Below are 21,029 nucleotides of genomic sequence, written 5' to 3'. Positions count from 1 at the left end.
GCTTGACATCCTCCCCATCCCTAGTGGGAGGGGATTTCCCGCCTGAGCCCGTCGGATGGGCGGCTCTTCGGATGGGTTCCTGTTTCATCGCGCTGGGCCGGAACAGGTCCCGGTCTTATCTGCGCTCCGCAGGCTGTCACCGCCAGCCCGGCGGCCGTTTTGATGTTGATCGCGGCGTTCACGTCCCGGTCATGAGACGCACCGCAGGCGAGACACGTCCAGTGCCGGACGTTCAGGGGTTTGGGGCCGTCCTTGACGCCGCAGGTCGAGCACACCTGACTGGTGGGCTCGAACCGGCCGATCCGCACAAAGGTCCGCCCGTACAGAGCGGCCTTGTACTCCAGCATGGCGACGAACTGCGTCCACCCGGCGTCGTGGATGCTCTTCGCCAACGTGGTGCGGGCAAGACCCTTGACCGCCAGGTCCTCCACGGCGACCGCTTGGTTTTCGCGGATCACCTTCGTAGAGAGCTGGTGGTGGAACTCGCGCCGCGCATCGGCGACCTTGCCATGCAGCCGGGCAACCCTGACGCGGGCCTTCGCCCGGTTCTTCGAGCCCTTCGCCTTCCGGCTGAGACTCTGCTGCGCCTTCTTCAGCCGCTTTTCTGCCCGCCGCAGAAACCGTGGACTGTCAACCTTCGTACCGTCCGACAGAACGGCGAAGTGCCCCAGCCCGAGGTCGATCCCGACCGCGGACTTTGCCTCGGGCAGCACTACCGGTGCGACCTCGACGACAAAGCTCGCGAAGAACCTGCCGGCCGCGTCCCGGACAACGGTCACCGACGACGGCACCGACGGCAGAGCCCTGGACCAGCGCACCCGCACGTCGCCGATCTTCGCCAGATACAACCGACCGTTGTCGCGCAGCCGGAAACCGTTCTTCGAGAATCGGACCGACTGCCGGTGGTCCCGCTTCGACTTGAACCGGGGCGGACCGATCCGCGGCCCCTTGCGCTTGCCCGTCATGGACGCGAAAAACCCCGCGTACGCCGCATCCAGGTCGCGCAACGCGGATTGCAACGCGTCCACCGACACTTCGGCCAGCCAGCCGCGCTCCGGGGTCTGCTTCGCTGTCGTGATCACCCGACGTGCCAACTCACCCATCGCGATGCGGGACTTGTCCGTCTCCCACGCGGTGCGGCGCAACGCCAGACCGTCGTTGAACACCACCCGCGCACAGCCCAACACCTTGGCCAGCGCCATGCGCTGACCCGGTGTGGGCTCGAGACGAAACGAGTAGCGAAGCTGCATCCGAGCAACGTACTTGCAGCCACTGACAACGCTTGTCGGCCCAGGGGCGAACTGGCATTCCCTGCCCCGCTCACGCGGGAACTTCGCTTCCTCCCCTGCCTGAAGGCGGGGGGTGTCCATGAAGGACAACGCGCATGAAAACCCCCTCGGTGTCGGCCTGAGCCTAACCGAGGGGGTTGAACATGTTCAAAACCGGGGTGGGGTCACCGGCGTCAGGGTCAGCTCGGCGCCTCGGCGCCCTTGCGGGCGTAGAACCACCAGCAGACCACCAGGCATGTCGCGTAGAACCCGATGAAGCACCACAGGGCGCTGGTCACGGGGAAGTTGGCGAACATCGCGGGGATGAAGAAGAAGCCGTACGCGGCGATCGCCGACGAGAATCCCGTGACCGCACCGGCCTCCATCTCGGACTGCTTGAGGGCCGCCGCCTGCGCGTCCGGGCCCTTGCCCTCGGCGCCCTTGGTGTGCCAGTCGCGGAAGATCACCGGGATCTGGCGGAAGGTCGAGCCGTTGCCGATGCCGGAGAAGAAGAACGCGCACAGGAAACCGATGTAGAAGGTCCAGAAGTTCCCCTGGTCGCCGCCGTGCGGCAGCGCGAAGATCACCACGACCAGCGAGGCGGCCATGCCGACGAACGAAAGCAGGGTGACGCGTGCGCCGCCGACCTTGTCGGAGAGCGAGCCGCCGAGCCAGCGGGTGAGGGCGCCGATCGCGGGGCCGATCCAGGCGTACGTGGTGGCCTGGTAGCCCTGCGCCTGGAAGTTGTCCTTGATCAGCAGCGGCAGACCGGCGGCGAAACCGATGAAGGAGCCGAAGGTGCCGACGTAGAGCCAGGTCATCAGCCAGTTGTGCTTGCGCTTGAAGATGATCTTCTGCTGGCTGAAGGGCGCGGCGGCGACCTTGAGGTCGTTCATGAAGAACCACGCGAGCAGCGCCATGATCACGAGTAGCGGCACCCACAGGAAGGCGCCGTTCTGCAGCCATACGTCGGTGTTCTTGGCGCTGTCGTGCTGCGGGCCGCCCGCGGGGGCGCCGAGTACGGCGGCGGTGATGACCAGGGGGGCCACCAACTGCACGATGGAGACGCCGAGGTTGCCCAGGCCGCCGTTGAGGCCGTTGGCGGAACCCTTCTCCTTCTTCGGGAAGAAGAAGCCGATGTTCGCCATCGAGGAGGCGAAGTTGGCGCCGCCGATCCCGCAGACCGCGGCGATCAGCGCCAGTTCCCAGTAGGGCGTGCCTGTGTCCTGGAGGGCGAAGCCGAGCCACAGCATCGGGGCGACCAGGATGATCGTCGAGAAGGCGGTGAACTTCCGCTCGCCGAAGATCGGCCCGATGAACGTGTACAGGATCCGGAAGGTGCCGCCGGTGATGCCGGGGATCGCGGTCAGCCAGAACAGCTGCGACTTCGAGAAGCCGAAGCCCACGTCGTTGAGCTTGACCACGGTCACGGACCAGACCTGCCAGACGACGAAGCCCAGCATCAGGGCCGGGATCGAGATCCAGAGGTTGCGGTTGGCCACCTTGCGGCCGGTCGACGCCCAGAATCCGGTGTCCTCGGGACGCCAGTCGCTGATCGTGGAGCCGGGCTTGTATGTGTCGGCCTCGATGACCTGGCCGGGGCTCGGGGTGCTCATTTCTTTACGGTATGAGCGGGTATGCCCAGGTGATGCGTGGTGTCGGCCGAATGGGTTACGCGGCCTTGTCCCGTCAGCCGCGACCGGTCGCGCAGGCCACGCAGGCTTTGTTGCCCTCCGGGTCCGCCAGGACGGTGTACGAGGGCGCCTCGGAGGCGTCCACCACGGTGCCCCCGGCGGCCAGGGCGGCCGCGATGCGCTTCTCGACGACCTCGGGCGCCAGCCATACGTCCAGGTGCCAGCGCTGGCGGGGTGTCTCGTGCGGTGAGGTCTGCTGGAACCACATCGCGGGGAGGCGGTTCAGGGGGTCGAAGACCGAATCGTGGACGGTGTTCGCCGCGTCGCCGGTGAGCAGCGCGGCCCAGAACGGGCCCGCGGCCGTGTGGTCGGCCGCGTCGAGGGCGAGCTCCACCTGGGTCACGTCGGCGGGCGCGGCCCGCAGCAGGAACTTGGCGGCAAGTCCGGTGATCAAGCGGGCCAGTTCGAGATCCTTCGCCGTGATCCAGCGCCCGCCGGCGGGGTCCACCGTGTACAGGAAGAGGTCGACGCGGCCGTGGCCCAGCCGGATCTCCGGCACCGGATGGCCGGCGGTCGCGGCCACCTGGGCGACGGCCGAGACGAAGGAGGCGGCGACCGTCGGGTCCTCGCCCTCGGTCACATAGCGAGCCGCCAGTGGCTGGGCGAGCCGACGCCAGTCGCCCAACTCGTCATGGATCGCGGACAGGACTTCCGGGGTGGTGAGAGCCTCCATGGCGCTCATGCTGTCAGCGCCGCCACCGCGGAGGCTAGGGGTGGCCCGCGCCCGCCGTGATCCGCCGCCGCAGGAGTCCGTCGAACGGGTAGACCGCCTGGCCGCGCACTGCCTCCTCGTCCACCTCCACGCCGAGGCCCGGCCCCGTCGGCACCATGGCGACGCCGTCGCGTACCTCGACCCCGGGGCCCGCGACGTACGTGGACCGTACGAACTGGCGGCCGTTGAGGTCGGCCGGACGGTCCATGCCGAAGGCGGCGAACAGGTGCAGGGACGCCGCAAGGCCCAGATCGGAGTCCGTGAGGCCGGAGCCCGCCAGACCGATCCCGCAGTCCTGCGCCAGCGCGCACAACCGTCGGGACAGATGCAGACCTGACGTGCGCTGCACCTTGGCCACGGCGATGTCCAGCGCCTGCAGATGGACGAAGGCGGCCAGGTCGCTGGGGTGGACCAGGCTCTCGTCCACCGCGATCGGGATCTCGCTGCGCTCACGCAACCGGCGCAGGCCGAGCGGGTCGTTGGCCCGCAGCGGCTGTTCGAGCAGATCGATGTCGTACGGCTGGAGGCGGCGGGACAGTTGCAGCGCCTGGTTCACGGTGTAGCCCTGGTTGGCGTCCACCCATAGCGGTGCGGTGGGCGCGGCCGCCCGTACGGCCTCCACGCGGCGGACGTCCTCCTCGAGGGGAGCCGTCCCGACCTTGATCTTGAACGCTCCGTATCCGGCGTCGAGTCCCTCGGCCACCTCGTCGGCCGCGGTGGGCGGATCCCCGGAGACGATCCAGGCGAGCGGCACCCGGTCGATCTGCCGCTGGCCCCACAACTCCCCGATGGACAGGCCGAGAAGGCGGCCGACGAGATCGTGCAGGGCGAGATCGAGTGCGGCCTTGGCCAGGGGAGTGCCGGTCGTGTAGCCGGGGTTGATGGCCCGGTCGAAGACGCGGTGGGCGCCGGCGATGTCCCACACCGGCCGGTTGAGGAGCGGCGGACCGAGATAGCGCTCGATGGTCGCCACGATGCTCTCGACCGTCTCGTACGTCCAGGTCGGGGCGGGAGTCGCCTCGCCCCAGCCGACGGCGCCGCCCGCGCCGATGCGGACCAGGACGCGGGGGTGCGTACCGCCGCGCCGCGTCACCACCCCACCGGAGATCACAAAGTCCCGCAGGGTGGGCAGAGGCAGCACAAAACACTCGATGCTTTCGATGACCAGACCCTGCAATGCGCTGGCGGGCGTGGCTATGGAGGTCAACAGTCCTCCTTCTTCCAGGAATGAATTCATTCCTTGTTTTGGCAGGTCAGGAGCGGTGTCAGGACGCAGAGAACCATGAAAGGAATTAGTCCACAAGCATTGACGGCCAAGAAATGGCTGGTGCATCATCCCGGCCATGACAGCAAGCAGTGAGCGGAATTCATTCTCCAAGGGAATGAAATCTGAGGTCGTCGCGGAGGCGCTGCGCCAACGGATCTCCGACGAAGGCTGGGGGATCGGCACCAAGCTGCCCACCGAGCCGGAACTGGCGGAGTCCTACGCCGTGGGGCTCAACACCGTGCGCCGCGCGGTGGGCGCCCTGGTGGACGAGGGCATCGTGGTGCGCCGGCAGGGCTCGGGCACGTATGTGGAGAGCCTGCCGCCCACTCCGCGACGACGGCTGCTCGGTGTCCTCGTCCCCTCGACGTCGTACTACTACCCGCAGGTCATCGAGGGGATCGAACGGGCGGCGACCGCCGCGGGCGCCGGCGTCATCCTGGCCAGCTCCGAGAACCGCCTCGCCCTGGAGGCGGAGCAGACCCGACGGCTCCTCGACAACGGCGTCGACGGACTGATCCTGGTACCCAACCTGAACCTCGCGGACGATCCGCAGGCGCACGTGGACGCCCTGCACCGGCTGCCCGTTCCCTATGTCCTGGTTGAGCGCCGTCCTCCTGCCCCGGCTCCCGACGACCCCACGTCGTACGTGGCCACCCACCATGTGGGCGGCGTGTACGCGGCGATGCGGCATCTCACCTCGCTCGGCCACACCCGGATCGGCTACCTGGGCCGGCTGCGCACCGGCACCGCCGCCGTGATCACCGAGGGCTACGAACTCGCCGCCGCGGCCCTCGGTGTGGAGCCCGTGCCCGAAGCGGTCGTCCAGCGCGTGGAGTGGTCGAGCGAGGAGATCCAGGCCTATGCGGCCATGTGCCGCGGCAGCGGCGTCACCGCCGTGTTCTGTCACGGCGACCGCGACGCGGTGATGCTTCTGGGCCATGCCCGGCGGCTCGGCATGCGGGTGCCGCAGGACCTCGCGGTCGTCGCCTACGACGATGACATCGCGGAGTTCGGCGATCCCGCCCTCACGGCGGTGGCACCGCCCAAGGCCGATATCGGCGCGCTGGCGGCCGAGTTCCTGCTGCAGCGCATCACCAAGGGGCCGGAGATCTCGGCCCGCCGTCTCGAACTCCAGCCCCGCCTCGTCGTACGGGCCTCGTGCGGCGGATCGGACGCCGCCACCGAAACGAACCACCGGGCACGCGCCGTCACCGCGACTACCTGACGCGAGCGAGGCACGCACACCCGCCACGACTAAACGGACCGCACCGGTCCCGCTGAGCAGAGAGGCTCATCAGCCATGCCCATCCGCAGCACAACCATGCCCATCCGCAGGGCAGTTCGCACCAGAACAGCCGCATCCGCCCTCGCGCTGACCATGGCGCTCACCGCGACCGCCTGCGGCGGTGACTCCGGCGGGGCCGCCGACGGAAAGACGACCATCACCCTCGGCTACTACGCGGAGGCCGGCGGACCTGCCGACGGCACCATGCGCAAGCTGGTGAAGGAGTTCGAGAAGGCCAACCCGACGATCCGCGTGAAGATCGAGTCGGCCGACTACGACAAGTTCCACACCCGGCTGCGCACCCAGCTCGCCGGCCGCAAGGCACCCGATGTGTGGCTGTCGGACGGCGTGCTCGTCCAGGAGTTCGCGGGCCGAGGCAGCCTGCGCGACCTCAGCGGTTACGCGTCCGAGCTGAACGCCGACGACTACCTGGGCGTCGACCTGATCAAGAAGGGCGATCCGAAGGGCCGCCTGTACGGATTCCCGCAAGGAGCCCAGTCCACGGCGCTGTTCTACAACAAGAAGCTGTTCAAGGACGCCGGAGTCGCGGAGCCGACTGCCGACTGGACGTACGACGATCTGCTGGCCGCGGCGAAGAAGCTGACCAAGGACACCAACGGCGACGGCAAGCCGGACGTCTACGGCTTCCGCTCCTACTCCCCGAGCTTCGTCGAGAGCTGGTGGCCGATGGTCGAGGCCTTCGGCGGCGAGGTCCTCGGCGACGACGGCAAGGTCGCGATCGACAGCCCGGGGAGCCGCGAGGCCTTCGACTGGATGCTCAAGACGATGTACGAGGACAAGGTCGCACCCGACCCGGTCACGACCGAGGCCCTCGGCAAGTCCCAGACCCTGTTCCCCAGCAGCGTGGTGGCGATGCAGTTCGGCATCTACGCCCGGATCCAGACCGCCAACCAGGGCAAGGTCGACTTCGGAGTGGCCCCGCTGCCCAAGGGCCCGGACGGACAGCGCGGTGACCTCGCCAACATCAACGCCTGGGTGATCAACCGGGCCGCACCGGACGCCCGGGCCGAAGCCGCCTGGAAGTGGATCGAGTTCTTCTCCGGCGAGAAGCCGCAGACCGACTGGACCGCGATCGGCGAAGCGATCCCGATCAACAAGAAGGTCACGCAGACGCCCGCCTTCCTGAGCCCCGAGACCCCGCCCGCGGAGCGCAAAGTGTTCCTCGACTCCCTGGCCGACGCCGACGACTTGGGCCTCAACCCGGTGTGGAGCGAGTACACGACGGCGCTCGCCGAGGCCGTCACCGGTGCGCTGAACAAGGAGTCCTCCGTCCCCGACGCTCTGAAGACCGGGCAGGACGAGGCGCAGTCGGCCATCGACCGCTTCCGGCCCGCCGGATGACGCCCCTCGCCACCGAGCAGAGGAGGAGGCGCGACGTGGCGGGCGCACCCCGCAAGACCCTCCGTACACCGCGCCGCGCCCCTCGCTCGGACCGCCCCGCACACTCCGCGCGACGCGTCGAACGCCGATGGGCGATGCTCTTCGCCACTCCGTACCTGGCCCATCTCGTCCTGCTGACGGCCTGGCCGGTGCTTGCCCTCGCCTACCTCGGTTTCACCGACTACGACACCGTGTCCTCACCTAGCTGGACCGGCTTGGACAACTACTCCCGGCTCCTCGGCGACGAGGCGTTCTGGACGAGCCTGCTCAACACCGGCTACTTCGCGCTGATCTTCGTACCGCTGCAGACCGTGGTGGCGCTGGCCCTGGCCGTCGCGCTGAACCAGAAGCTGCGGTTCATGCCGCTGCTTCGCGGCGCGTACTTCGTGCCCGTCGTGTCGTCCTGGGTGGTGATGGCGTACGTCGCCGACGCGGTGTTCAACCCCCGCCTCGGCAGCGCCAACGCGGTCCTCGACTGGTTCGGCATCGACCCGCTGATGTGGCTGGACAGTCCCGTCCTTGTGATCCCGACGCTGGCGCTGATCGCGGTGTGGAAGGGCGCCGGCTACATGATGGTGCTGTTCCTCGCGGCCCTGCAGGCGATCCCGCAGGAGCGCTACGAGGCGGCCCGGGTCGACGGGGCCGGCGCCTGGGGCCGGTTCCGGCACATCACCGTGCCGGGCGTCTCCGGGACGACGTTCCTCGTGCTCGTCCTGTCCACCATCACCACCCTGCAAGCCTTCGAGCAGGTCTTCGTCATGACGGGCGGCGGCCCTGGCGACGCGAGCGAGCTGACGGTGCTCTACATGTACCGGCAGGGCTTCGAGTACTTCCAGATGGGTTACGCGGCGGCGATCGCCTGGGTGCTGTTCGCGGTGATCCTCGTCCTCACCCTGATCCAACTGCGGCTCCAGAAGCGGTGGGTGCACTATGCCTGAGGCCCTCGTCGAGCAACCCCGCGTCCGGCCTCGAATTCGGCCTCGGACCCGGATCCGGTTCGGGCGGGTTGCCGCCTACCTCTTCGTAGGATCGGGCGCCCTGCTCATGGTGCTGCCGTTCCTGGCGGCGCTGTTCAACTCCCTGAAGTCGCACGCGCAGTACATCGAGGTGCCGCCGGTCATCCTGCCGGACCCACCGCAGTGGTCGAACTACTCGCAGGTGTGGGACCGCGCACCGTTCGGCACGTACGCCCTCAACAGCTTCGTCATCGCTACGGCGGCGACCGTCGGCAATGTCCTCAGCAGCGCGATGGTCGGCCATGCGCTGGCCCGGATGCGGCTGCCCGCACGCGGCGCGCTTCTGACGGCGGCGCTGGGCACGCTGATGCTGCCCACGGTGGTCACCATCATCCCGTCGTTCCTGATGTTCCGGGAGTTCGGCTGGCTGGACACGTTCCTGCCGCTGATCGTGCCGTTCTGGCTGGCGACACCGTTCGGGATCTTCCTGATGCGGCAGTCGTTCCTGGCGATCCCGCAGGACTTCCAGGAGGCGGCCACCCTCGACGGCGCCGGACCCTGGCGGATCTTCACACGGATCCATCTGCCGCTGGTCAAACCGGCGTTGGCGACCCTGAGCGTGTTCACGTTCATGGCGTCCTGGGGCGCCGTCCTCGAGCCGACGGTGTACCTGACCTCGCCCGACAAGCTGACCCTGCCGCTCGGAGTGATGGGACTGCGCGGCCAGTTCGTCGGCAACGACCAGCTGGTGACGGCCGCGGCGCTGATGTCGCTGGTGCCCATCCTCGTCCTCTTCGTCGTCGCTCAGCGCTACTTCGTACGCGGAGCCATGTCGGCCGGGGTGAAGGGCTGACCGCGTCGCGGCCGGACGGCTGGACGCTAAGAACCATCACGCGCAAAGAACCATCACGCGCAAAGAACCACCACGCGCAAAGAACCACCACGCGCAAAGAACCACCACGCGCAAAGAACCACCACGCGCAAAGAGCCACCACCCGCAAAGAACCCAAGGAGTCATCGGTGCGAACCAACGAGCCCGGATTCAGGCTCGGCATCATCGGCACAGGCATCGTCGGCGCGTTGCACGTCCAGGCGGCGCGTGCGCTGCCCGGCGTCACCGTGGCCGCGGTCTGCGACATCAGGGCCGACGCCGCCCAGGCGATGGCACGGCAGGCCGGCGCCGCCGCGTACACCCGCCACGAGGACATGCTGGCCCGCGAACCGCTCGACGGCGTGATCATCACCGCGCCGCACGCCCTGCACGCGCAGATGACGCTCGCCGCCGCGGCGGCCGGGGTGCACGTCCTGGTCGAGAAGCCGATGGCGACCTCCGTCGCGGACTGCACGGCGATGGTCGAGGCCTGTGACGCGGCAGGCGTGGTGCTGGCGGTCGGACACGTCGTGCGCTTCGGCGCAGGCGCCCGCCGCGCGGAGGCGATTCTGCGCTCGGGCGAGCTCGGCCCGGTGCGCGCCATCTCCCACCGGCGCACCTCGCACTACGCCAAGGGCTCGCGCCCCGACTGGTTCTTCGATCCCGTGATGGCGGGCGGCGGCATCGTGATGAACGTCGGCACCCACGGCCTCGACCGCATCCAATGGCTGGCCGGGAGCGCCGCCGAGTCCGTGCACGCGCACACCTGGAGCCGTGGCGGTCTGGAGATCGAGACGGACGCGATGGGCCTGGTCGACCTGGCCAACGGGGTGAAGGCGGACTTCCACCTCACCAGCGCCCCGGTCCCGTACACCGACGAGACCGTGGTGCTGTGCGAGCAGGGCTCCCTGCGCTGGTCGGCGCCCGAAGGTATCTGGGTGAGCCGCGGCGCGGCGGAGACCCTGCTCGCCCCGCCCGACGAGGAGCCGGCCGACGCCTTCACGGCCCAGCTGGCGGACTTCACCGAGGCCTGCCGCACCGGACGGCCGCCCATCGTGGACGGCCGTTACGGACGCTCGGTCGTGGCGACGGTCCTTGCCGTGTACGAGTCCGCACTCAGCGGCCGGACCGAGTCCGTGACCGGCGGACCGCATCCGCTCCCCGGCGACCTGCTGCGGAACTCCGCATGAACCGCCTCGCGTTCAGCACCCTGGGCTGCCCGGGCGCCCCGGTGGGGTATGTGGCCGACCTCGCCGGTCGGCACGGCTGCGGTGGCATCGAACTGCGCTGCGCCGACGGTGAGATCCTGCCGCCCGACGCCACGCACGAGCACGCCGGGACCGTCGGCCGACAGCTCGCCGACGCGGGCATCGACGTCATCTGCCTCGCCTCCTACGTCCAGGTCGGCGCCCGCGCCCCCGCAACGGGCGAAGTCCTGCAACGGCACCTGGAGTTGGCTGGCGCCGCGGGCGCCCCGTACCTGCGGGTCTTCGGCGGGGACCCGGACGACTCCGGTGCCGCCGACCTCGCCGCCGAACGGCTCGCGGGGGCAGTCGAGTTCGCCGCGGACACCGGCGTACGGATTCTGCTCGAGACCCACGACGCCTTCCTCACCGGACGCGCGGTCGCCGACGTCCTGCACCGGGCCGGCAACCCGCCGCAGCTGGGCGCCCTTTGGGACGTGGTCAACCCGTGGCGGGTCGGCGAGTCCCTGGCCGACACCGCCGCCGCGCTGACCGGGCTGCTCACTCACGTACAGCTGAAGGATGTCGCCTCTCCGCAGGACCTGGCCCCCGTCCTGCCTGCGTCGGGCGCCGTGCCGCTCGAGGCGTTCCGCCGGCTGCTCGACGAGATCGGCTACAGCGGCTGGTTCTCCCTCGAATGGGAGGCCGCCTGGTATCCGCAGGCGGCGCCGCTCGACCAAGCCCTCTCAGCCTTCCGCGCCTTGATGGACGACACCGCCTGAACCTCACCACCCAAGACGCCTTACCACCAACAACCCGAAGCGAGGCCCCCGTTGAACCGCAGAAAACTGACCCTCACCACCGCCATGGCCACGGCCCTGCTCGCCCCCGCGTTGCTGTACCCGCAGCTGGCGTCGGGCACCACCGTGGAGGTCGAGGGCAAGCCCGGCTCCCACCTGACCAACTCCTTCGAGCGGCCGCCCGCCGGAGGCCCGTACACGCTCGACGAATGGGCGAAGGAAGGGTTCACCGCGCCCTGGCAGCAGGGCATGGACACCCGGACCGTGGTCGACGACACCGAACCCGCCCACAGCGGCGACAAGTCGCTGCGCGTCCTCTACCCGGAGGGCAGGATCGGCCCGGAGGACTCCGGCGCCCAGGCCCCGTTCCGGCTCGACAAGGCGCGGCAGTACTACGTGTCCCAGTGGGTCAAGTTCGACGAGAACTTCAGCTGGGGGACGGTGTACAACGCCGGCAAGGTCGGCATCGGCCTCGCGGGCGGCGCCTCCTGCTCCGGCGGGCAGGTCTGCGACGGCACCAACGGCTTCAGCTCCCGCTTCATCTGGCGGCTCAACACCGGTGAAGCGGCGCTGTACTACTACCACATGGGCCACGAGGGCCAGTACGGCGACTACGTCACGCTGCGGCAGAACGGCGAGACCGTCCACTGGCCCAAGGGGGAGTGGGTCAACGTCGTCCAGCGGGTCAGGGTCAACACCGTCACCGACGGACAGGCCAATCCCGACGGCGAGATCGAGGTCTTCTACAACGGCAAGCCCGCGGCCAAGGTGACCGGCCTGCGCTTCGTCACCAACGACGACAAGGTCGACCGGGCCTACTTCTCCAGCTTCGCCGGCGGCGCCACCTGGGAGTTCGCGCCGCAGAACGACAGCTACATCTGGTACGACGACATCACGATCTCCACCAACCGGGCGGACATTCCCGAGCTCAAGGGCCGTCCCTGACCGTGCCGTTCGCCGCGCGGGGAGATCGGCCACCACGCCTGCCGTGCCGTCTGTCTCCCCGCAGGGCCGACTTCAAAAGGAGGTCACCGCACCACCGCACCGTCCCTGCAGTGGTAACAGCTCGTGAAGCGGAGTGATCCATGAGAACGACGAAGAGAACGACGTTGCTCAGAAAGGCAGCACTGCTCGCCACGCTCCTGGCCACCCTCGTCGCCGGCACCGCCTCGGCCGAGGACCCCTCGCCGCCCGGCGACACCGCGACCGCGGCCGCCTCGCCCTCCTTCAGGTACAACACCTTCGAACGTCCCGAACGGGGCAGCGCGTACGACCTCGGCCAGTGGTCCCAGGACGGCTGGTACGCCCCATGGGAGGAGGGCATGAGCACGCGCACCTGGATCGACGGCTACAACTTCCACCACTCGGGCGGGAAATCGCTGCGGGTGTTCTACCCGAAGGGGAAGATCGGCCCGGCCGATTCGGGCGCCCAGGCGCCTCTGCAGCTCAACCCCGGCCGCGAGTACTACCTCTCCTACTGGGTGCGCTTCAGCAGCGACTTCAGCTGGGGCACCACCGAATACGCCGGGAAGGTCGGCATCGGCCTGGCGGGCGGCGCCTCGTGCTCCGGCGGACAGGTCTGCGACGGCTACAACGGCTTCAGCTCGCGGATGATCTGGCGGTCCGGCGGCAAGGCGGCGATCTACTACTACCACATGGGTCACGAGGGCCAGTACGGCGATTACGTGGACCTGAAGGACGCCTCGGGGAACCTCATCAACTGGCCCCGCGGCCAGTGGGCCAACGTGGTCCAGCGCGTCAAGGTCAACACCGTCAGCGGCGGCAACGCCAACCCCGACGGCGAGATCGACATCTGGTACAACGGCGCCCAGGCGGCCACGATCCGCGGGCTGCGCTTCGTCCGCAACGGCGACCTGGTGGACCGCGCGTACTTCTCGTCCTTCTTCGGCGGGGCCACGCCGTCGTTCGCCCCCACGAACGACTCGTACATCTGGTACGACGACCTCAAGGTGTCCACCCAGCGCTCGGACGTCTGCGAACTCGCCTCCGGCGGCTGTCACTCCCGCAGCTTCCAGGCCGAGGACTACTCGGCCATGAAGGGCGTCACGAAGAAGACGACGTCCGACACGGGCGGCGGGCAGGCGGTCGGCAGTTTCGACAGCACCGACTGGATCGCCTTCCAGAACGTGGCGATCCCCAAGGCCGGCCGCTATCTCGTCGAGTACCGGGTCGCCTCACCGCACAACGGCGGCACCCTCTCCCTCGACCTCGGCGGCGGGGCGACCGCGCTCGGCAACGTCTCCGTACCCAACACCGGGAGCTATGACAGCTACCGGACCATCTCCCGTGAAGTGGAACTCCCCGCCGGAACACACCAGTTCGGCCTGTACGCCGTGACCGGCGGCTTCGACCTCAACTGGTGGAAGATCACCCAGATCTCCTGACCGGTCAGGAGCCGGCACAGCGACCGAGGGGCTCTCCCGGGAAGAGAGCCCCTCGGTCCGTGCGCCGGGCCGTCGCGAGACAGCGTCAGTGCCCGGAGCTCTCCAACTGCTCGAACCGTGCCGCGTCCACATCGAGGACATGCTGTGCCTTGCCGAGCGTGAGGGAGCTGTAGGTGCCCGATGAGCGGGCCTTGAGGAGCTCCTCGCGTTGCACCGCAAGGACCCGCAGCCGCAGTTCCAGAAACTGGTCGCGGCTGCCGGCCTCGTACCTGCTCGGCGCACCGTCCCCCGTCTTGCGGCCGTCCCCGGCCTTGCGCTGGGCCTCCACACGGGCGTCGGTGCGGACGAACTCGATGAGCCGCTGCGGATAGGGCTCGCCCGCCTTGTCGGTGAGGGCCGGGTTTTCGAGGAAGTCGGTGGCGGACTCGCCCAGCGAGTTCATCAGCCGGGCGCCTTCCTCGCGCAGTTGCTGAGGATCGTCCTCGGGCACGCCCACTTTGCGGATCACCATCGGCAGCGTCAGCCCTTGGAGCAGCAGCGTGGTGGCCGCCACCACGAAGGCGATCAGAATGAGCTGGGCGCGGTCGGGGGTGTCCTCGGGGAGCGTCTGCGCCGCCGCCACCGTGATCGCTCCGCGCATCCCCGCCCAGCCGAGGATCAGGCCGCCGCGTGCGCCGAAGTACTGGTTGACGGTGAACTCGATGTCGGCGGATTTCTTCGTGACCCGTTTCCTGAAGCCTTCGATGCGCTTCTCCGGGAGATTGCGCATCCGTTCGGCGAAGTCCGGATTGTCATCGGGGTTCTTCAGGACCTGCTGCAGCGCCTCGATCCGCTCCTTGGACTGCGAGGCCTTCGCCACGTCCCGCCGCATCCCCGCCACCAGCGGGACGATGAAGAGCATCCGCGCGAGCATGACGAACGCCGCCGCCACGAGACCGATCAGGAGGGCCCGGGAGACGCTCAGGTCCTCGGCACGCACCTCGTCGACGAGGGTCTTCACGCTCAGGCCCATGAGCAGGAACATTCCGCTCTCGAGCAGGAACGCCGCCGTATGCCAGTTCGTCGACTCGGCGATACGGTCGTTCGCCCGCAGATAGCGCGGGCTCTGATGTCCGGTGACCAGACCGGCGATCACGACCGCGAGGACTCCCGAGGCGTTGAGTTCCTCGGCGGGCAGATACGCGAGGAACGGCACCACGAACGAGATGGCCGTATTGAGCACGGCATCGTTGAGCAGCGCCCGCAGCCGTACGTTGACCAGGCCGACGACCAGACCGACGGCGACCGCCACCACCACCGCGTACAGGAACTCGCCGACCGTGGCCCAGATCGAGAAGGATCCGGCGAAGGCGGCGACGGCCGTGCGCAGCAGGACCAGGGCGGAGGCGTCGTTCACCAGGCCCTCGCCTTCGAGCACGGTGAGCAGGCGGTTCGGCAGGCCGAGGCGTTTGCCGACGGAGGTGGCGGCGACCGCGTCGGTGGGGCTGATCACGGCGCCGAGCGCGAACGCGGCGGGCCAGCCGATCTCCGGCAGCAGCCAGTGGAACAGCACACCGGCCCCGAGCGTGGAGAGCGCCACCAAGGTGACCGCGAGCCCGCTGATGGCCCCCAGATTGCGCCGGAAATCGGTCACCGGCATGTTCACCGCGGCGGAATACAGCAGGGGCGGCAGGACCCCGGCCAGGATCAGCTCGGGTTCGACGTCCGGATGCGGCACGCCCGGGATGAAGCTCAGGCCGATCCCGACGAGCACCAGACTGAGCGGGGCCGCGAGCCCGAGCCGTTCGGAGAAGGCCGCGACCGCGACGATGCTGATCACGCCGAGCACGGCGACAAGGGTGAACTCCATGGTCAGCCGCGCACCTTCGCAGCCGCCCCGACCACGGACTGCACATGGCGCGCGGGCAGCTGTACGAGCCGTGGATGCAGTACGGGGATCAGTGTGTCGATTTCGGCCAACGTGCGGTGCGCGGCCCTGGCCACCGAAAGGACCGCTTCCCGTACCTCGTCGGCGAAGACGAGATTGCCCTTCGGGTCGCCTTGTTCGGCACGGACCAGGGCGAAGTCCGGGGTGAGTGCGGGCACGGGACCGAACTCGTCGTCGCCGAAGAACATCGCCCGCGCACCGTCCTCGACCGGGCGCTCATGGGTGCCGACCGGACCGAGGAACGTGGGCGTGCCCGCCGCGCTCGCCTGCAGCCGCTGCTTCAGGAGGGCGGGTGGCACGAACTCGGCCTCCACTCCCTCCAGTCGGCCGCCGGGTGCCTCGCTGTCGACGATCAGCCGGGTGATCTGGCCGCTGCCGAGCCACTTGCGCAGGCCCTCGGCGGCGCGCGGCGCGCCCGGGCAGATCACGGTGAACCCCTCGGCGGGCACCGAACCCAGCGCCGTCACGAGCCGGCCGGGAAAGCCCGCGCCGCCGGGGTCCGGCAGCACCAGCGTGCTGCCCGAGGGGATCGAGGAGACGGCCGCGGACGCGGTGACCAGTTTGTCCATGGGCGGATTCTCCGCGACGCACGCCCGTGCAGTGGCCAAGGCCACGGCCGATTTCGTATTTCGATCTGTCCTACCCATGGCCCCTTGCAGGCTTCTGGTGCATCCTCCGCCCAGCCATAGTGATCGGCTTGATCAACATCAGTGACAGAGCGCCATCGACATAAGCGGACAGCAGCGCCCGGGCAGTGCCCGTGGAGCGTGATCGATACGGGAGGGCTCCTCATGGAGTTCGGACTCTTCCTCAACGGGTTCATCCCTGGCATGGCGGCCCACCACCGCCCGTCGGAACACACCGCCCTGATGCGCGAGTTGGAGCTCGCGATCAAGGCGGACAAGCACAACTGGAAATACGTGTGGTTCGGTGAGCACCACTCACTCACCGAATACAGCCATCTGTCCGCACCCGAGGTCGCGATCGGATACGTCGCCGCCCAGACCGAGCGCATTCACCTCGGCACCGGCATCAACAGCCTCTCGCCGCGCAAGGAACACCCGGTGCGTTACGCCGAGCGGGCCGCGATGATGGACCACATCACCAAAGGCCGCTTCGAGTACGGCACGGGCCGTGGCGCGGGCAGCCATGAGCTGAAGTCCTTCAACATCATGGACCCCTCGACCACCAAGGCCGAATGGGACGAGGTCGCTCCCGAGATCGTGCGGATGTGGGAGCAGTACGACTACGAGTTCCACGGGGAGCACTTCACCGTGCCCACCCCGCACAACATCCTGCCGAAGCCGTACGGGCACTCGCACCCGCCCATCTGGATGGCCTGCGGCAACCCGTCCTCGTTCGCCAAGGCCGGCTCGCTCGGCATCGGTGCGATCGCCTTCAACTTCGAGCCGATCTTCGAGCTCAAGGGCCGCATCGACCAGTACAAGGAGGCGGCGGCCAACCCGAAGGAGATCCTCGGGGACTACCAGAACAACAACGTGATGATGACCAACACGGTCATCTGCCTCAACGACCGCAAGCGGGCTCGCGAGATAGCCCTGCACGCGGGCATCGGCTACCTGGTCACCCTGGTGAACCTGTACCACGACACCATGCCCAAGTCGATGGACGAGCGGACCTGGCCCACCCCGCCGATCGCGTTCGGCGAGCTCGCCGGCAACGACATCAGCAGCGACGAGGTCCTCGACGAGATCATCAAGGCGGGCCTGCTGCTCTGCGGCACGCCCGACGAGGTGTGCGAGCAGGTCGCCGCGTACCAGACGGTCGGCTGCGACCAGCTGGTCTTCGGCATGACCGGCGGCATGACCTTCGAGGAGCACCAGGAGATGATCGAGCTCTTCGGCGACAAGGTGATCCCCGAGTTCGACACCAACCCCGAGCACTCAACGGCGATCTACCGCCGCAACGCCGCCGGCCCGAAGTACCCCGCGCACAACAACCCGGTCCCCGAGGACCTCAAGCACACGGTGCTCCCGCCGAGCGCGATCCTGCCGCTGGAGTCCTGAGCCGCTCGCCGGGGCAAGCGGTTTCTGCGGGCCCCCTTGTTGCGTACGGGCATCACTGGTTGACTCCGCGCCGCCAGTTGATGCCCGTACCGGCAAAGGACGTGCCATGGAACTCACCCGCAGACAGCTGATATCCGCCCTGTCCGCGGCCGGACTGCTCGCGGTCCTTCCGGCGCGGCCGGCGGGCGCCGCCGCCACAGCCGAGGGGAGTGCACAACTGCTTGCCAACACCGTGGCGGTCTTCGCGGGAACCGCCGAGACCAACGCCCGCCCCGAGACCGCAGCCAAGCTCGCCGCGATGGTCGCGACGGCGAGAGCGGGCCTGAAGTCCATGGACGAGGCGGGCCCGGACGAGCTGTTCAAGGGCCTGGTGCTCGGCACGAACGACGCCAACCTCAACACGGCCTACCGCCAGCTCTACGAGATAGCCCTGGCCACCCGCGCCCCCGGCAGCGCACTCCTCGGCGACGTGACGGTGCAGCGGCGCGTGCTCGACGGTCTGGTCTGGCTGCACGAGCGGTATTACGGGGACCAGTCGAAGGGCTACTACGGCAACTGGTTCAACTGGGAGATCGGGATCTCCCAATCCGTCACCAAGACGCTGGTCCTTCTCGCGGACGCGCTCGCCGACCACCCGGATCTGCTCACCACGTATGTCGCGTCGATGGACGCCTATCTGCGCAACGGCACCGACGGCGATGTGAACCTGGACTCCCGCTTCCACACCGGCGCCAACCTCGCCGACATCACCACCAACCGCATCCTGCAGGGCGCGCTCCTGGGTGACGAGAACCGGATCCGCAAGGCCCTGACGGACCAGCTGACCGTGTTCGTCACGATCGACCCGTACCACCTGCGGCACAACGTCACCGACGGGCACTACGCGGACGGTTCGTTCATCCAGCACGGCTCGGTCGCCTACACCGGCTCGTACGGGAAGGGGCTGCTCACCCGTGTCGTGCAGACGCTGAAGATCCTGGACGGCTCGGGCTTCGCGCACGGCGAGGAGCTGGTGCCGACGGTCTTCACGTGGGTGCGTGACGGGTTCGCGCCACTCATCTTCGAGGGCTGGATGATGGAGATCGTCAAGGGCCGCGCGGTCTCCCGGACCGCCACCGGCTACACGGACGTCGCCGTGATCGTGGAAGCGGCCGTCGACCTCGCCTCGCTCGCACCCGAGACGGAAGCGAAGGCGCTGCGGCAGTACGTCAAGTACATCCGCTCGACGTCCAAGGCGCCCCTCGACCCGGCGACGTTCGTCTCTCCGGTCAGTGTCGTGCGGTACGCGGACATCCTGGCGGACAGTGCGCTGACGCCGGCCGATCTGGGGCCCGCGGCCCGCAGCGTCGCCTTCAACGCGATGGACAAGACCGTGCACCGCAGGCCCGGTTACGCGCTCGCGCTGGCCCGTTCGTCCTCGCGGATCAGCAAGTACGAGTACATGAGCGGCGAGAACCTCATGCCGTGGTTCCAGGGCGACGGCGCGCACTACCTGTATCTGGCCGGCCAGGACCAGACCGAGGCCTTCGGCGTCGACTACTACACGACCGTCTCGCCGTACGGACTCGCCGGGGTGACCGCGCCGGTCGAACAGCGGCGCACCGTCCCGGAGTTGTACGGCACGGCGTACTACGACAACCCCGGCCACCCGCTCAACTTCACGCCCTCGTCGGAATCACAGAACGCCTACGTCTACTTCCCGCGCGGCCTGGCCGACCACAGCGGAGGCGCGGTGCTCGGTACGTACGGGGCGGCGGCGATGGTGCAGTCCAGCGATGTGGGCGTACGGGACCGGGAGCTGCTGCCGGACGACTTCGTCGTCTACCGCAATGCGACGGCGACGAAGTCGTGGTTCCTGTTCGACGACGAGATCGTGGTGCTGGCGGCGGGCGTTGGCGGGGCCGAAGGACGCGCGGGAACGACGACGGTGGATGCGCGGACGGCACGGGCAGGCGACGCGGTGACCGTCACGGGCGGACGCCGCGACGGTACGCCCTTCACCGGGCCCGGGGAGGCGGAACTGTCCTGGCTGCGCTGGGTGAACACCACCCGCGGCAGCGCGGTCGGCTATGTCTTCCTCGATGGCGGACCGGTGCGCGTCGGACTGGAGAATGTGAAGCGCTCACGGCGTGTCGTCCGTACATCCAACCCCGACACGCCGGTCACACGCTCGGTCTTCTCGGCGGCGTACGACCATGCGGCGGGCGCCGAACCGGCTGCGCTCGCCTATGCGTTGGTGCCCGGCGCGTCCGACGCCGCCCTGCGCTCGTATGCGGACCGTGGCCCCTTGAAGGTCGTGTCGAACTCCACGCGCCTACAAGCCGTGGAGCACTCAGGCCTGCACCTGCTCGGCCTCAACTCCTTTACGCAGGGCCGCCACCACGCCGCGGGCGTGAGCGTGGACGGTCCCGCGTCGGTCCTCGTCCGTCGCGAGCGCCGCGGCCGCACGTCGCTCGCGGTCGCGGATCCGACGACGCGCCGGGACACGATCTCGGTGGTGCTGCACGGGCGTCGGCTCCGGCTCGGCGAGGGGGACGAAGGGATCCGTGTCAGCGCGGTGCCGGGTGGCACGCGCGTGGAGGTGGACGTCCACCAGGCTTACGGGCGCAGCTTCACGGCGACGCTCCTCGGCTGACCAAGTAGCTGCTGGTCGAGCCATTGCTCGCCATGGTGGGTCAGCGTGCCATGCAGCCACCGCCCCGCCTACAGGCCGAGGATCACCGGCTGTTCCGGGGCGCCCTCGGTGAGCAGGGCCGAGAGCGGTGTGGCGAGGTCGCGCGGGGCGAAGACGGCAGGGCCGGGGTGGTCGGCGATCTCCCGCACGCTCCACCAGCGGAACTCCGCGATGCCTTCGGCGGCCAGCTGCTTCTCGGTGAAGGTGCCCGCCGCGTCGAACGCGTGCGTGCGGACGAGGAAGTAGTCCTGGAGCGCTCCGTCGTAGCCCGGCCCGTAGCCCGCCACGACGACTTGGCGACGCCATACGTGGGGCGGGTCGTGGTCGAGTTTCAGGCCGACCTCTTCGAGCAGCTCACGGCGCAGAGCCTCGCGCACCGTCTCGCCGGGCTCGACGCCACCGCCCGGCGTGGACCACACGACCAGATCGGGGTTGTCGAAACGGCACAGAAGGATGCGGTCGGCAGGGTCGAGGATGAGGCCGCGGGCGGAATGGCGAAGCCTGAGCGAGGACATCGTGGAACTTTACCGGGCGGTGCCGGTGTGTTTCGTGGCCGTT

General features: G+C 68.8%; 17 protein-coding genes. 10 read left to right on the top strand and 7 right to left on the bottom strand.

All coding sequences use genetic code 11. The features are described 5' to 3' along the window. Window positions 1-20 precede the first annotated feature (20 nt). The 4 genes from G6045_RS03500 to G6045_RS03485 form a co-directional block, all read right to left on the bottom strand. Window positions 21-1,250 carry an RNA-guided endonuclease InsQ/TnpB family protein gene (locus G6045_RS03500; protein WP_165330270.1) on the bottom strand — a complete coding sequence of 410 codons (1,230 nt, stop codon included), beginning with the start codon at window positions 1,248-1,250 and terminating at the stop codon, window positions 21-23. 218 nt (window positions 1,251-1,468) lie between these two features. Next, a complete protein-coding gene (locus G6045_RS03495; protein ID WP_165330269.1) occupies window positions 1,469-2,884 on the bottom strand; it encodes a NarK family nitrate/nitrite MFS transporter in 1,416 nt (471 codons plus the stop codon). A 73-nt stretch (window positions 2,885-2,957) separates the two neighbouring features. Next, window positions 2,958-3,635: a VOC family protein gene (locus tag G6045_RS03490; RefSeq protein WP_165330268.1), complete on the bottom strand. Its 678-nt coding sequence runs from the start codon at window positions 3,633-3,635 to the stop codon at window positions 2,958-2,960. A gap of 34 nt (window positions 3,636-3,669) precedes the next feature. Then, window positions 3,670-4,881, bottom strand: coding sequence for a mandelate racemase/muconate lactonizing enzyme family protein (locus G6045_RS03485; protein WP_206343210.1), 1,212 nt, complete (start codon window positions 4,879-4,881; stop codon window positions 3,670-3,672). Between the two features lie 175 nt (window positions 4,882-5,056). Here G6045_RS03485 and G6045_RS03480 point away from each other — a divergent pair, with 175 nt between their 5' ends. From G6045_RS03480 to G6045_RS03445, 8 genes are all read left to right on the top strand, one after another. Next, window positions 5,057-6,166: a substrate-binding domain-containing protein gene (locus G6045_RS03480; protein ID WP_235967511.1), complete on the top strand. Its 1,110-nt coding sequence runs from the start codon at window positions 5,057-5,059 to the stop codon at window positions 6,164-6,166. A 75-nt stretch (window positions 6,167-6,241) separates the two neighbouring features. Then, on the top strand, window positions 6,242-7,588 hold the full coding sequence (locus tag G6045_RS03475) for an ABC transporter substrate-binding protein (protein WP_165330265.1): 1,347 nt from the start codon (window positions 6,242-6,244) through the stop codon (window positions 7,586-7,588). A 35-nt stretch (window positions 7,589-7,623) separates the two neighbouring features. Next, window positions 7,624-8,565, top strand: a complete 942-nt coding sequence (locus G6045_RS41170) for a carbohydrate ABC transporter permease (RefSeq protein WP_206343209.1) — start codon at window positions 7,624-7,626, stop codon at window positions 8,563-8,565. Window positions 8,566-8,671: 106 nt separating this feature from the next. Next, complete coding sequence (locus G6045_RS03465; RefSeq protein ID WP_235967510.1) at window positions 8,672-9,436, top strand: carbohydrate ABC transporter permease; 765 nt, start codon at window positions 8,672-8,674, stop codon at window positions 9,434-9,436. Between the two features lie 167 nt (window positions 9,437-9,603). Continuing rightward, window positions 9,604-10,644: a Gfo/Idh/MocA family protein gene (locus tag G6045_RS03460; protein ID WP_165330263.1), complete on the top strand. Its 1,041-nt coding sequence runs from the start codon at window positions 9,604-9,606 to the stop codon at window positions 10,642-10,644. Further along, window positions 10,641-11,420, top strand: a complete 780-nt coding sequence (locus G6045_RS03455; protein WP_165330262.1) for a sugar phosphate isomerase/epimerase family protein — start codon at window positions 10,641-10,643, stop codon at window positions 11,418-11,420. The genes G6045_RS03460 and G6045_RS03455 overlap by 4 nt, the downstream gene beginning before the upstream one ends. A 51-nt stretch (window positions 11,421-11,471) precedes the next feature. Then, the gene (locus G6045_RS03450) at window positions 11,472-12,383 is read left to right on the top strand and encodes a polysaccharide lyase (protein WP_235967508.1); all 912 of its coding nucleotides are present in this window, start codon (window positions 11,472-11,474) and stop codon (window positions 12,381-12,383) included. Window positions 12,384-12,523: 140 nt separating this feature from the next. Then, window positions 12,524-13,843, top strand: a complete 1,320-nt coding sequence (locus tag G6045_RS03445; protein WP_165330261.1) for a carbohydrate-binding protein — start codon at window positions 12,524-12,526, stop codon at window positions 13,841-13,843. 85 nt (window positions 13,844-13,928) lie between these two features. Here G6045_RS03445 and G6045_RS03440 read toward each other — a convergent pair whose 3' ends face one another. Continuing rightward, window positions 13,929-15,692 (bottom strand): cation:proton antiporter, encoded by a 1,764-nt coding sequence (locus tag G6045_RS03440; RefSeq protein WP_165330260.1) that lies wholly within the window; start codon window positions 15,690-15,692, stop codon window positions 13,929-13,931. A gap of 2 nt (window positions 15,693-15,694) precedes the next feature. After that, entirely contained in the window at window positions 15,695-16,339 is a 645-nt protein-coding gene (locus G6045_RS03435) for a CoA-transferase (protein ID WP_165330259.1), read from the bottom strand. Between the two features lie 222 nt (window positions 16,340-16,561). On the opposite strand from G6045_RS03435, the gene G6045_RS03430 reads away from it, so the two are divergent. Both G6045_RS03430 and G6045_RS03425 read left to right on the top strand, forming a co-directional pair. Further along, window positions 16,562-17,797: an LLM class flavin-dependent oxidoreductase gene (locus G6045_RS03430; RefSeq protein WP_165330258.1), complete on the top strand. Its 1,236-nt coding sequence runs from the start codon at window positions 16,562-16,564 to the stop codon at window positions 17,795-17,797. Between the two features lie 106 nt (window positions 17,798-17,903). Continuing rightward, window positions 17,904-20,432, top strand: coding sequence for a polysaccharide lyase family 8 super-sandwich domain-containing protein (locus G6045_RS03425; RefSeq protein WP_165330257.1), 2,529 nt, complete (start codon window positions 17,904-17,906; stop codon window positions 20,430-20,432). Between the two features lie 68 nt (window positions 20,433-20,500). On the opposite strand, the gene G6045_RS03420 is transcribed toward G6045_RS03425, so the two are convergent. Then, window positions 20,501-20,986: an NUDIX hydrolase gene (locus G6045_RS03420; protein ID WP_165330256.1), complete on the bottom strand. Its 486-nt coding sequence runs from the start codon at window positions 20,984-20,986 to the stop codon at window positions 20,501-20,503. Window positions 20,987-21,029 lie beyond the last annotated feature (43 nt).

Origin of the sequence: Streptomyces mesophilus (assembly GCF_011044995.1) — a bacterium.
GTDB classification, from domain to species: Bacteria; Actinomycetota; Actinomycetes; order Streptomycetales; family Streptomycetaceae; genus Streptomyces; species Streptomyces mesophilus.
The sequence above is the reverse complement of the archived record's forward strand: the minus strand, read 5'-3'. Positions and strand labels throughout refer to the sequence as shown.

Bases quoted from the DNA above. Each gene is read 5' to 3' on its own strand.
- G6045_RS03500 (WP_165330270.1), bottom strand. From the start codon at position 1,250: ATGCAGCTTCGCTACTCGTTTCGTCTCGAGCCCACACCGGGTCAGCGC.
- G6045_RS03495 (WP_165330269.1), bottom strand. From the start codon at position 2,884: ATGAGCACCCCGAGCCCCGGCCAGGTCATCGAGGCCGACACATACAAG.
- G6045_RS03490 (WP_165330268.1), bottom strand. From the start codon at position 3,635: ATGGAGGCTCTCACCACCCCGGAAGTCCTGTCCGCGATCCATGACGAG.
- G6045_RS03480 (WP_235967511.1), top strand. From the start codon at position 5,057: ATGAAATCTGAGGTCGTCGCGGAGGCGCTGCGCCAACGGATCTCCGAC.
- G6045_RS03475 (WP_165330265.1), top strand. From the start codon at position 6,242: ATGCCCATCCGCAGCACAACCATGCCCATCCGCAGGGCAGTTCGCACC.
- G6045_RS03465 (WP_235967510.1), top strand. From the start codon at position 8,672: ATGGTGCTGCCGTTCCTGGCGGCGCTGTTCAACTCCCTGAAGTCGCAC.
- G6045_RS03455 (WP_165330262.1), top strand. From the start codon at position 10,641: ATGAACCGCCTCGCGTTCAGCACCCTGGGCTGCCCGGGCGCCCCGGTG.
- G6045_RS03445 (WP_165330261.1), top strand. From the start codon at position 12,524: ATGAGAACGACGAAGAGAACGACGTTGCTCAGAAAGGCAGCACTGCTC.
- G6045_RS03440 (WP_165330260.1), bottom strand. From the start codon at position 15,692: ATGGAGTTCACCCTTGTCGCCGTGCTCGGCGTGATCAGCATCGTCGCG.
- G6045_RS03435 (WP_165330259.1), bottom strand. From the start codon at position 16,339: ATGGACAAACTGGTCACCGCGTCCGCGGCCGTCTCCTCGATCCCCTCG.
- G6045_RS03430 (WP_165330258.1), top strand. From the start codon at position 16,562: ATGGAGTTCGGACTCTTCCTCAACGGGTTCATCCCTGGCATGGCGGCC.
- G6045_RS03425 (WP_165330257.1), top strand. From the start codon at position 17,904: ATGGAACTCACCCGCAGACAGCTGATATCCGCCCTGTCCGCGGCCGGA.
- G6045_RS03420 (WP_165330256.1), bottom strand. From the start codon at position 20,986: ATGTCCTCGCTCAGGCTTCGCCATTCCGCCCGCGGCCTCATCCTCGAC.